Origin of the sequence: Kibdelosporangium banguiense (assembly GCF_017876405.1) — a bacterium.
In the GTDB taxonomy this organism is placed as follows: Bacteria; Actinomycetota; Actinomycetes; order Mycobacteriales; family Pseudonocardiaceae; genus Kibdelosporangium; species Kibdelosporangium banguiense.
The window spans coordinates 1,000,909-1,013,017 of the sequence record NZ_JAGINW010000001.1 but is presented as its reverse complement, the minus strand read 5'-3'; the positions used below and the strand labels follow the sequence as shown (position 1 = coordinate 1,013,017).

The following is a 12,109-nucleotide window of genomic DNA, read 5'->3' as shown; positions in this document are numbered from 1 at the left end:
TGACACCGCGAATCGAACCGGGTAAAGTTCTACGACGTGCCACCAACCACTTGAGCTTCTAGTGGGGCCCCTCGCCGGGCCGGTTCTGGAGCCTGGTAAAGTGGCAAAACCGAAGAAAAACAAGACTTAGTAGTGCAAGCCCCTTAGCGGGTCGGCTAAATGCCGGTTCAAAAAGGTGTGCGTGTGTTGTTTGAGAACTCAACAGTGTGTCGATCTATTGAAAGCCAGTAGAGCTTTTATATGAACCCCGATCAAGTGGGTTCCTTTGAGATGGACAGATAGACCAGATGAGTTCTGGTTTGTCAGGACATCGGATTTTCTGACAAAGCATTGTTGGAGAGTTTGATCCTGGCTCAGGACGAACGCTGGCGGCGTGCTTAACACATGCAAGTCGAGCGGTAAGGCCCTTCGGGGTACACGAGCGGCGAACGGGTGAGTAACACGTGGGTAATCTGCCCTGCACTCTGGGATAAGCCTTGGAAACGAGGTCTAATACCGGATACGACTTGCGGTCGCATGACTGTGGGTGGAAAGTTCCGGCGGTGCAGGATGAACCCGCGGCCTATCAGCTTGTTGGTGGGGTAATGGCCTACCAAGGCGACGACGGGTAGCCGGCCTGAGAGGGCGACCGGCCACACTGGGACTGAGACACGGCCCAGACTCCTACGGGAGGCAGCAGTGGGGAATATTGCGCAATGGGCGAAAGCCTGACGCAGCGACGCCGCGTGAGGGATGACGGCCTTCGGGTTGTAAACCTCTTTCGCCAGGGACGAAGCGAGAGTGACGGTACCTGGAGAAGAAGCACCGGCTAACTACGTGCCAGCAGCCGCGGTAATACGTAGGGTGCGAGCGTTGTCCGGAATTATTGGGCGTAAAGAGCTCGTAGGCGGTTTGTTGCGTCGGCCGTGAAAACTTCACGCTTAACGTGGAGCTTGCGGTCGATACGGGCAGACTTGAGTTCGGTAGGGGAGACTGGAATTCCTGGTGTAGCGGTGAAATGCGCAGATATCAGGAGGAACACCGGTGGCGAAGGCGGGTCTCTGGGCCGATACTGACGCTGAGGAGCGAAAGCGTGGGGAGCGAACAGGATTAGATACCCTGGTAGTCCACGCCGTAAACGTTGGGCGCTAGGTGTGGGGCTCTTTCCACGGGTTCCGTGCCGTAGCTAACGCATTAAGCGCCCCGCCTGGGGAGTACGGCCGCAAGGCTAAAACTCAAAGGAATTGACGGGGGCCCGCACAAGCGGCGGAGCATGTGGATTAATTCGATGCAACGCGAAGAACCTTACCTGGGCTTGACATGCGCCAGACATCCCTAGAGATAGGGCTTCCCTTGTGGTTGGTGTGCAGGTGGTGCATGGCTGTCGTCAGCTCGTGTCGTGAGATGTTGGGTTAAGTCCCGCAACGAGCGCAACCCTCGTTCCATGTTGCCAGCGGGTAATGCCGGGGACTCATGGGAGACTGCCGGGGTCAACTCGGAGGAAGGTGGGGATGACGTCAAGTCATCATGCCCCTTATGTCCAGGGCTTCACACATGCTACAATGGCTAGTACAGAGGGCTGCGAGACCGTGAGGTGGAGCGAATCCCTTAAAGCTGGTCTCAGTTCGGATTGGGGTCTGCAACTCGACCCCATGAAGTCGGAGTCGCTAGTAATCGCAGATCAGCAACGCTGCGGTGAATACGTTCCCGGGCCTTGTACACACCGCCCGTCACGTCACGAAAGTCGGTAACACCCGAAGCCCACGGCCTAACCCCTTGTGGGAGGGAGTGGTCGAAGGTGGGACTGGCGATTGGGACGAAGTCGTAACAAGGTAGCCGTACCGGAAGGTGCGGCTGGATCACCTCCTTTCTAAGGAGCACATCACCTGACAGGTTCAGTACAGGCCTCTTCGGAGGCATGGAACGACTGTGCAGGAGATCCACCAGCCGTGGCATGCGTTCACGGGGTGGAGCTCAAGGAATCGTGGAACTACTGGTCTTCCGCAGCCAAGTCTGCAGATAGTCGACACACTGTTGGGTCCTGAGGCAACACGCGCTTGCGTGTGCGCTGCTTCTGGTGACCGGGACTGCTTCGAGTTCAAACCGGCCGGCGTTGATCGGAATGGGTGTTCTCAACGGTAAGCGGTGTTCTGGTGTGGTGTTTGAGAACTGTACAGTGGATGCGAGCATCTTTGTGGTCAAGTTGTTAAGGGCATACGGTGGATGCCTTGGCATCAGGAGCCGATGAAGGACGTAGGAGGCTGCGATAAGCCTCGGGGAGCTGTCAACCGAGCTGTGATCCGAGGATTTCCGAATGGGGAAACCCGGCACCCGTTATGGGGTGTCACCTGCACCTGAATATATAGGGTGTGTGGAGGGAACGCGGGGAAGTGAAACATCTCAGTACCCGTAGGAAGAGAAAACAACCGTGATTCCGTGAGTAGTGGCGAGCGAAAGCGGATGAGGCTAAACCTACTGCGTGTGATACCTGACAGGGGTTGCGTAGTGGGGGTCGTGGGACCCACTGGCTGGGGCTGTCAACCTAGCGGGAAGTCATAAAGTCATGTTGCTAGTCAAATCGGTCTGGAAAGCCGAACCGTAGAGGGTGAAAGTCCCGTCGACGAAAGCGCGTGATCTTCCTTGGTGGTGTTCCCGAGTAGCAGCGAGCTCGTGGAATTTGCTGTGAATTTGGCGGGACCACCCGTTAAGCCTAAATACTTCCTGATGACCGATAGCGGACTAGTACCGTGAGGGAAAGGTGAAAAGTACCCCGGGAGGGGAGTGAAAGAGTACCTGAAACCGTGTGCCTACAAGCCGTCAGAGCCTTTTGGGGTGATGGCGTGCCTTTTGAAGAATGAGCCTGCGAGTTAGTGATGCGTGGCGAGGTTAACCCGTGTGGGGTAGCCGTAGCGAAAGCGAGTCTGAATAGGGCGTTGAGTCGCGTGTTCTAGACCCGAAGCGGAGTGATCTACCCATGGCCAGGGTGAAGCGCCGGTAAGACGGTGTGGAGGCCCGAACCCACCAGGGTTGAAAACCTGGGGGATGAGCTGTGGGTAGGGGTGAAAGGCCAATCAAACTCCGTGATAGCTGGTTCTCCCCGAAATGCATTTAGGTGCAGCGTCGTATGTTTCACCACGGGGGTAGAGCACTGGATGGCCTAGGGGGCCTACAAGCTTACTGAAGTCAACCAAACTCCGAATACCGTGGTGTGAGAGTGCGGCAGTGAGACTGCGGGGGATAAGCTTCGTAGTCGAGAGGGAAACAGCCCAGAACACCAGCTAAGGCCCCTAAGTGTGCGCTAAGTGGGAAAGGATGTGGGGTCGCCCAGACAACCAGGAGGTTGGCTTAGAAGCAGCCATCCTTGAAAGAGTGCGTAATAGCTCACTGGTCAAGTGGTCCTGCGCCGACAATGTAGCGGGGCTTAAGCGTACCGCCGAAGCTGTGTCATTCATGCATACAGATCCATGAGCGTCTTCGGATGCTTGTGCAGTCGCATGGATGGGTAGGGGAGCGTCCTGCACCCATGGAAGCGGCGACGGAAGTCAGCCGTGGAGGGTGTGGGAGTGAGAATGCAGGCATGAGTAGCGAAAGCAGAGTGAGAACCTCTGCCGCCGGATGACCAAGGGTTCCTGGGCCAGGCTAATCCGCCCAGGGTAAGTCGGGACCTAAGGCGAGGCCGACAGGCGTAGTCGATGGACAACGGGTTGATATTCCCGTACCCGCGTGAACGCGCCCATGATGAGGCGGTTGATGCTAACCACCCAAAGCTGTGCGAGTAAGCCTTCGGGTGAATCGTGTGGTGGAGCGTGGGATCCGATTCCGTATTAGTCAAGCGATGGGGTGACGCAGGAAGGTAGCTCCGCCAGTGAGTGGATTAACTGGTGTAAGCGTGTAGGGAGTGGTGTAGGCAAATCCGCACTGCATATATCCTGAGACGTGATGCGTAGCCGATTGAGGCGAAGTGGGTGATCCTATGCTGCCGAGAAAAGCCTCTAGTGAGTGTTCAAGCGGCCCGTACCCTAAACCGACACAGGTGGTCAGGTAGAGAATACTAAGGCGTTCGGGTGAACTGTGGTTAAGGAACTCGGCAAAATGCCCCCGTAACTTCGGGAGAAGGGGGGCCGTGTGACGTGACGGGGCTTTGCTCCTTGAGCGTTGTGTGGCCGCAGAGACTAGCGAGAAGCGACTGTTTACTAAAAACACAGGTCCATGCGAAGTCGTAAGACGATGTATATGGACTGACGCCTGCCCGGTGCTGGAACGTTAAGAGGACGGGTTAGTCTGTAAGGGCGAAGCTCAGAATTTAAGCGCCAGTAAACGGCGGTGGTAACTATAACCATCCTAAGGTAGCGAAATTCCTTGTCGGGTAAGTTCCGACCTGCACGAATGGCGTAACGACTTCTCGGCTGTCTCAACCACAGGCCCGGTGAAATTGCACTACGAGTAAAGATGCTCGTTACGCGCGGCAGGACGGAAAGACCCCGGGACCTTTACTATAGCTTGGTATTGGTGCTCGGTTCGGCTTGTGTAGGATAGGTGGGAGACTGTGAAGCTCGGACGCTAGTTCGGGTGGAGTCGTTGTTGAAATACCACTCTGGTCGAATTGGGTGTCTAACCTCGGACCATGATCTGGTTCAGGGACAGTGCCTGGTGGGTAGTTTAACTGGGGCGGTTGCCTCCCAAAGAGTAACGGAGGCGCTCAAAGGTTCCCTCAGCCTGGTTGGCAATCAGGTGTTGAGTGCAAGTGCACAAGGGGGCTTGACTGTGAGACTGACGGGTCGAGCAGGGACGAAAGTCGGAACTAGTGATCCGGCCATGGCTTGTGGAAGCGTGGTCGCTCAACGGATAAAAGGTACCCCGGGGATAACAGGCTGATCTTGCCCAAGAGTCCATATCGACGGCATGGTTTGGCACCTCGATGTCGGCTCGTCGCATCCTGGGGCCGGAGTAGGTCCCAAGGGTTGGGCTGTTCGCCCATTAAAGCGGTACGCGAGCTGGGTTTAGAACGTCGTGAGACAGTTCGGTCCCTATCCGCCGCGCGCGTAGGAGACTTGAGGAAGGCTGTCCCTAGTACGAGAGGACCGGGACGGACGAACCTCTGGTGTGCCAGTTGTTCTGCCAAGGGCATGGCTGGTTGGCTACGTTCGGAAGGGATAACCGCTGAAGGCATCTAAGCGGGAAGCTCGTTCCAAGATGAGGTCTCCCACCTGTTTACAGGGTAAGGCTCCCAGCTAGACGACTGGGTTGATAGGCCAGAGATGGAAGCGCGGTAACGTGTGGAGTTGACTGGTACTAATAGGCCGAGGACTTGACTACAAAGACGCTACGCATCCACTGTACGGTTTCTGAAATACCAGACCGGGCACCCTGAAAAGGGTGAGGTCTGATAATTTCAAAGATTTACGGTGATTATAGCGAAGAGGAAACGCCCGGTCCCATTCCGAACCCGGAAGCTAAGCTCTTCAGCGCCGATGGTACTGCACTCGGTAGGGTGTGGGAGAGTAGGACATCGCCGTAATTTACTTCGAGAGGCCCGGTTCGCACTTTCCGCGAGCCGGGCCTCTCTCATTGTGCCTTCTCTGGGGCCGACCTTCACGGTGCGAGCCCACCCGGGTCCCCGCCGGCCCCTTCCCATGTGATCGTCATCCCCTTTGACCAGGCCTTTCCTAGCAGTCAAGGCAGAACTGTCAGACCCCTCCGGTAGTGTGAAAATCAGGGGTCCCCCTGGCGAATTGCCGATGCGGTGAGGTGTGCCCGGGCCGAGCACGTCGCGTGCAGCGCCAGTCCACTTCGTTGATCGTTCGCCGCACCGGTCCAGTTGGTAAATCGGTCGCCTTCACTCCCGCCTGGTGTCACCGTGGGGCGATGGAAGCGCAAGTACATGAGACCACCGCGGAGTTCCGGGAGACCGCGTGGCAACTTCTTGCCGAAGACCCGGTCAGGTACACCGTGATCCTCACCGCGACCGCGCAGCCCCTGTCGGGCGCGCTGTTGATCACTTTGCACGACAACGGAAACGTCGTCGGCGCGGCCATCCAGACAGCGGCCTATCCGATGATCGTGACCGCAGTGCCGCCCCATGCCGCCGAGTTCGCCGCAACGACGGTCCACGGCCTCATGCCCGACCTGCCGGCCGTGAGCGGCACCGAGGCAGAAGCCAAGGCTTTCGCCGACGCCTGGACCGCACGGACGGGCAAGTCCGCCACCCAGAGCATGGCAACCCGCCTCTTCAAACTCGATACTCTCCGCCCACCCCAGTCGAAGGCACGGCCCGCCATGCCACCAAGGCCGACCTACCACTGATGACCCAGTGGTTCGAGGAGTTCATCGTCGAAACCATCCCGCCGCCGGCGAGCGACACTGCCGCGGCCCCGCTGGCCAAAGCCGCCCTCGAACCTGGCGCCTTCTGCCTCTTCTGGGAAATAAACAGAACTCCAGTCTCCGTCGCCGCCGGCCGTGGCCCAGTCACCGGCATGTCCCGGATAGCACCCGTCTACACCCCGCTCAACCAACGCGGCCACGGCTACGCCTCCGCCATCACAGCCGCCGCCACCCAGACCGCCCTCGACCGCGGCTCCGACCAAGTCCTGATCTTCACCGACCTGGCCAACCCGACCACAAACCACATCTACCCAGCCATCGGCTACGAGCCCATCAGCGACTCAGCCGAGTACCACTTCTCCTGACCAACAGCTGAGGTGGCTTGTCCTGACCTGCTGCCTGCGTTCTACCGTGGGGGTATGACGCGCCTGCTTGTGATTCAGCCGGATGACTCCGACCCGCTTGCCAACCTTGGCGATTGGCTGACGGGGGCCGGTGCTGAGCTGCATGTGGTGCGGCCGTTCGCGGAGCCGTTGCCTGCGCTCGATGACTACCAGGGTCTGGTGTGTCTGGGCGGTGAGATGGGGGCGCTGGACGACCTGAAGCATCCGTGGCTCAAGGATGTTCGCGAGCTGCTCGCGTCCGCTGTCGGCCGGAGAATGCCGACGCTTGCCGTCTGTCTTGGTGGGCAATTGCTGGCGGCCGCGACTGGTGGCCGGGTGGTCAAGGGGGATCAGGGGCCTGAGGTCGGGCCTGCGATGGTGGCCAAGCGGGATGTCGCCCTGTCCGATCCGTTGTTCGGTGAGATGCCGATGGTTCAGGACGTCATGCAGTTCCATGTCGACGCCATCGATCGGCTGCCACCGGGCGCCGAGCTGATGACTTCTTCGTACAGGTACCCGAATCAGGCGTTCCGGCTCAACGGCAGCGCATACGGCCTGCAGTTCCACATCGAGACCACGACGCAGATTGTGCTCGACTGGGCGGCCATGGCGCCGGATGCCGCGGCGCACGCGAAGCCGGGGAGTCTCGACAAGGAGCGTCTGGACGCCGCGCACGCGGACATCGCCGAGATGTGGCAGCCGTTCGCGGAACGCTTTGTGCGGCTCGCGTCCGGTGAACTTCCGCTGGCCGACCTGGCGCGCACCACGTTGCCGCTGGTCTGACTACACGAACGACGCGCAGAAGACGATGGGCATCATCACGCTAGGGTTCGCCGCGCAGACCAGTTCCGCCGTGGTGATCCTGGCGTCTTCGCACGTCGGCTTCGCACTGTCCACAACGCACGTGTGCTCCGGTGGCGTGATGGGGTCCGGACTGGGCCGGGAGCCACGCGGTGTGCGGAGTGGTGACCTTGTTCGGGATTGCCGGGATTCTGGCGTAAGTTTCTTAACTGATGGCTGATCGCGCTCGTACCGTCCCGTCCACTGCCCGCTTCGGGCTGACGGACGATCGTGCCGACGCCGCGCTCAGAGCCGCCGGATGGTGGGATGACGGCGGCCCGGTGAAGGGGGCCGAGCCGATGCTGACCGCGCTGTCGCGTAGTCCGGACCCTGACTTGGCGCTGCGCGGCATGGATCGTCTGCGTGAATCGGCAGGCGCCGGCTGGCCACGTCTGGACGACGCGTTGCGCGGGGACAGGGCGCTGCGCGGCAGGTTGATCGCCGTGCTGGGTGCGTCCACAGCGTTCGCGGACTTCCTGGTCGCCAACCCGGACAGCTGCCACGCGCTCAGCGACGGCTCCAGCCTTGACCTGATCTCCGCGGTCGAGGGCCTGACGGGGCCGGAGGCTGTCCGCGCGTTGCGCTCGGCTTACCGGGCGCAGCTGCTCGAGATCGCTGCCGACGACCTCGGTCATCTGGTCGAGCCCGATCTCGGCGCACCGAATTTCGACGACGTGACCGCCCGGTTGACCGAGCTGGCCGAGGAAGCGTTGCGTGCGGCGCTTGTCGTGGCGCAGGCCGAGCAAGGCCCGAACGACGCGCGCCTGGCGATCATCGCGATGGGCAAGTGCGGAGGCCGCGAACTCAACTACGTCAGTGATGTCGACGTGGTGTTCGTCGGCGAAGACAACGTGGACGTCGCCACGCGCCTGGCCAGCCGCATGATGACGGTCGCCGATTCCGCCTGCTTCGAGGTCGACGCGGCGTTGCGGCCGGAAGGCAAGGCCGGCGCGCTCGTGCGGACCCTCGACGGTCATGCCGCGTACTACCGTCGTTGGGCGCGGACCTGGGAGTTCCAGGCGTTGCTCAAGGCACGGCCGGTGGCTGGCGACGCCGAACTGGGCGAGGCATACCTGGACGTGGTGCGGCCGATGGTCTGGACGGCCGCGGACCGTGACGGCTTTGTCGGCGACGTGCAGCAGATGCGCCGCCGCGTGGAGGACCACGTCCCCGCCGAACTCCTCGAACGCGAGCTCAAACTGGGCCGCGGTGGGCTGCGCGACGTCGAGTTCGCCGTGCAGCTCCTGCAGCTTGTGCACGGCCGAAGCGATGAGGACCTGAGGCTGGGGTCGACCACGGCCGCGCTGACCGCGTTGGGCTCCGGCGGGTATGTCGGCCGCGCGGATGCAGCCGGGCTGGGGGAGTCGTACCGGTTCCTCCGAACCTTGGAACACAGGCTCCAACTGCAGAAACTCCGTCGTACGCACCTGTTCCCGGATGAGAGCAACCTGGTCGACCTGCGCTGGCTCGCGCGGGCTGCCGGCGTACGACCGGACCGTGGCCGCGCGGAAGAGCAGGTGCTGCTGTCGGAGTTCCGGCGGCACGCCAACCGTGTCCGACGGTTGCACGAGAAGCTGTTCTACCGGCCGTTGCTCGAGGCTGTGGCCAACGTGCCGACCGAAGCGTTGCGGTTGACCGCTTCTGAGGCTGTGGCCCGGCTTGGCGCGCTTGGGTACGCCAGTCCGGAAGGCGCGCTGAACCACATCCACGCGCTCACCACGGGTGTCTCGCGTCGCGCCGCGATCCAGAGCGCGTTGTTGCCCGTCTTGCTGGACCTTCTTGCGACCACACCTGACCCTGACGGTGGTTTGCTGTCGTACCGCAAGATGTCCGAGGCGCTCGCGACGACGCCTTGGTATCTGCGTCTGCTTCGCGACGAGGGTGCGGTCGTGCAGCGCCTCGCGCAGTTGCTGGGCATGTCGAAGCTCGTGCCGGAGATGGTGGCCCGCGCGCCTGAGGTGCTGCGGCTGCTTGCCGACACCAAGGAACTCGCCAACCGTGACCCGGCTGAGGTGGCGTCGTCACTGCGTACGGCCGTCGCACGTCATCGTGACCTGCATGGTGCTGTGGCTGCGGCGCGTTCCTTGCGACGGCACGAGCTGGCGCGCGTCGCGTGCGCCGATTTGCTCGGGTTGATGCAGACGCCCGCTGTGTGCGGGGCGTTGTCGAGCATCTGGGCTGCGGTTCTGCAGGCCGCGCTCGCCTCGGTGGAGCGCGAGAAGTCCGTGGAAGCCGGTGGCTGGCCGAAGGCGAAGATCGCGATCATCGGTATGGGCCGGCTCGGCGGTAACGAGCTGGGATACGGCTCCGACGCTGACGTGATGTTCGTGTGCGAGCCCGTCGAGGGGGCCAGTGGCGACGAGGCCGCCAAGTTCGCTGCCTCGGTCGCCGAGGCGATGCGGCGCCAGCTGGGCGCGCCGAGCCAGGACCCGCCGCTCGAAGTGGACGTAGGACTGCGACCGCAAGGCAAGCAAGGCCCACTTGCGCGCACTTTGGACTCGTACATCGAGTACTACCGGCGATGGGGCGAGGTCTGGGAGGCGCAGGCGCTGCTACGGGCGTCGTTCGTCGCGGGAGATCCGGCTCTTGGCGCGCGTTTCATCAATGCGATCGACGAATTCCGTTATCCCCGGGGCGGTTTGGACGCCACAAGCGTGCGCGAGATCCGACGCATCAAGGCCAGAGTGGACACTGAACGGCTGCCGCGCGGTGCTGATCCGACCACACACACCAAGCTCGGCCGCGGCGGGCTCGCAGATGTCGAATGGACTGTGCAATTGCTGCAACTACAGCATGCGCACGAAGTCCCGAGCCTGCGTACCCCGAGCACACTCGACGGATTGACGGCTGCGGTTGAGGCGCATCTGATTTCCAAATCGGACGCCGAGGAGTTGCGCGCCGCGTGGCTGCTGGCGACCAGCGTCCGAAATGCGACGATGCTCGTCCGCGGCAAGCCGAGCGACCAGGTGCCGACGTCCGGACGTGAGCTGCTCGCGGTGGCCCGGGCACTCGGATACTCCCAGGATGTGGACCCGGGCGAGGTCCTCGACGGGTACCGCCGCACCACCCGCCGGGCCAGGGCGGTGGTCGAGCGGGTCTTCTACGGCTAGTACCATCCGCTGAGTGTTGCGGAACCAGGGAGTCCGAGTCGGCGCGGGCGTGTTTCTGACGTCGCTAGCTGTCATGTTCATTCGGTTCCTGGTGCCGAAACCCATCGGCATGGCGGACAACGGTGACGGATGGCGGTTGCTCTGCCAGCTCGGCGGCGGCAATCACGTGACATTCCAGAAGTACATCCAGATGGGTTATCCGCCCGCACCGGCATGTAGCAGTCAATACGTCTCCAGCCAGATGTGGATCGACCGCCCGGTGGCGTGGCTGGGCCGCGCGATCGGCCTGGATTCGGTCTTCAACCTGTACCTGCTCGGCGCGGTCTGCATTTTCCTGGCCGCATTCGGTATCGCGATGATTGTGCTCGCGCTGAAGCTGACTCGCCGCTGGCAGATCGCGGTCACGATCCTGTTGCTGCTGGTCGTGGCCGATTCCGCCCTGTTCGGGTATTTCGCGGCGCCGCTCAGCGAGGCCGCCGCGTTCCTGGGGATCCTGCTGATGGTGGCCGGTCTGCTGGTCATGCAGCAGGACAACGGCTGGCGTTACTTCGGCACGGCCGTGCTCATCGGCGGCGCGATGGTCGGCGTGAACGCCAAGGTCCAGACGCTGGTCATCCTGCCGTTGCTGGTCCTGGCGCTGCTGGCGATGCGGCGTAACTGGGTGCTGAAGGCCCTGGTCGTGGTCATCGTCGGCGCGGGTACGTACCTCACGCAGACCAGCGGCGGTTCGGCCGCGGGCGAGGAGTACCGCGAGGCCAACATGTTCAACGCGATCTTCACCAGCATTCTGGACACCGGCCAGCCCAACCAGGAATACCTGCGTGACATGGGCCTGCCGGAGTCGTTCGACAAATACGTCGGCCTTGTCTTCTGGGCGCCGAACGCCGCGCACAGCGATCCGCTCTACCCGCAGTACCGGCATTTGATCAACCGGGACACCGTGCTCAAGTTCTACCTGAAACACCCGTGGCGCACGGTCGAGATCCTGCACCGGAATGCCTCGGACCAGCTGATCGCCCGGCCGGCGACGCAGGGCAGTTTCGAGGTCGACTCCGGTGAGCCGCCGTACGCCAAGGAATACCGCGTGCCGGTGTTCTCGGGGATCGGCCGGTTGCTGTCTCCGCTCGGGCTGTTCTTCCTGATCCCGTTGTGGTCGTTCATTCTGTGGGCAGGGCTGCGGGTGTGGCGGTCGCGACGGGAGATCTCGGTGGTGATCCTGCTGCTCATGGGCACGGCGATCACTCAGTTCCTGCTGGCCTCACTGGCCGAGGGCGGCGGTGTGGAAGGCATCAAGCACCAGGTGATCTCGCTGTTCAGCGTGCTGCTGGCCGGGGTGTTCGCAGTGGTCTCCTTCTCTGACGGACACGCCCCACCGGTGTTCGGCAAGCTCTTCAAGGGGCGCCGCGGACGTGGGGACGACGTCGAGAGCCCAGCACAGGTTGCCGAACCTGTGCAGGAGGAAGTACGCCAGTAGGC

General features: G+C 61.9%; 5 protein-coding genes, 3 rRNA genes and 1 pseudogene. All 9 read left to right on the top strand.

Translation table 11 applies throughout. The annotated features are described in order from the left end of the window. Nucleotides 1-330: 330 nt before the first annotated feature. The 9 genes and pseudogenes from JOF56_RS04790 to wsfD all read left to right on the top strand — a co-directional run bounded on the left by JOF56_RS04790 (nucleotide 331) and on the right by wsfD (nucleotide 12,107). A 16S ribosomal RNA gene (locus JOF56_RS04790) occupies nucleotides 331-1,849 on the top strand. Between the two features lie 326 nt (nucleotides 1,850-2,175). Further along, nucleotides 2,176-5,295 (top strand): 23S ribosomal RNA (locus tag JOF56_RS04785). An 85-nt stretch (nucleotides 5,296-5,380) separates the two neighbouring features. Then, nucleotides 5,381-5,497: ribosomal RNA gene (rrf, locus tag JOF56_RS04780) — 5S ribosomal RNA — on the top strand. Together the 16S, 23S and 5S rRNA genes form the textbook arrangement of a ribosomal RNA operon. Nucleotides 5,498-5,844: 347 nt before the next feature. After that, nucleotides 5,845-6,282, top strand: a complete 438-nt coding sequence (locus JOF56_RS04775) for a hypothetical protein (RefSeq protein ID WP_209634910.1) — start codon at nucleotides 5,845-5,847, stop codon at nucleotides 6,280-6,282. Continuing rightward, nucleotides 6,282-6,665: a GNAT family N-acetyltransferase gene (locus JOF56_RS04770; protein ID WP_209634907.1), complete on the top strand. Its 384-nt coding sequence runs from the start codon at nucleotides 6,282-6,284 to the stop codon at nucleotides 6,663-6,665. Before JOF56_RS04775 ends, JOF56_RS04770 begins: the two co-directional genes overlap by 1 nt. Before the next feature lie 54 nt (nucleotides 6,666-6,719). Further along, entirely contained in the window at nucleotides 6,720-7,466 is a 747-nt protein-coding gene (locus tag JOF56_RS04765) for a type 1 glutamine amidotransferase (protein WP_209634905.1), read from the top strand. Between the two features lie 43 nt (nucleotides 7,467-7,509). Then, nucleotides 7,510-7,650, top strand: a pseudogene (locus JOF56_RS57660) (inorganic phosphate transporter); the annotation flags it as partial. Nucleotides 7,651-7,696: 46 nt separating this feature from the next. Further along, complete coding sequence (locus JOF56_RS04755) at nucleotides 7,697-10,633, top strand: bifunctional [glutamine synthetase] adenylyltransferase/[glutamine synthetase]-adenylyl-L-tyrosine phosphorylase (protein ID WP_209634902.1); 2,937 nt, start codon at nucleotides 7,697-7,699, stop codon at nucleotides 10,631-10,633. Between the two features lie 13 nt (nucleotides 10,634-10,646). Then, nucleotides 10,647-12,107, top strand: coding sequence for a glycan biosynthesis hexose transferase WsfD (gene wsfD, locus JOF56_RS04750; protein WP_209634899.1), 1,461 nt, complete (start codon nucleotides 10,647-10,649; stop codon nucleotides 12,105-12,107). Nucleotides 12,108-12,109: the final 2 nt, after the last annotated feature.

What these genes read in the sequence shown, in the direction of transcription:
- JOF56_RS04755 (WP_209634902.1), top strand. Translation starts at nt 7,697, where the DNA reads ATGGCTGATCGCGCTCGTACCGTCCCGTCCACTGCCCGCTTCGGGCTG.
- JOF56_RS04765 (WP_209634905.1), top strand. Translation starts at nt 6,720, where the DNA reads ATGACGCGCCTGCTTGTGATTCAGCCGGATGACTCCGACCCGCTTGCC.
- JOF56_RS04770 (WP_209634907.1), top strand. Translation starts at nt 6,282, where the DNA reads ATGACCCAGTGGTTCGAGGAGTTCATCGTCGAAACCATCCCGCCGCCG.
- JOF56_RS04775 (WP_209634910.1), top strand. Translation starts at nt 5,845, where the DNA reads ATGGAAGCGCAAGTACATGAGACCACCGCGGAGTTCCGGGAGACCGCG.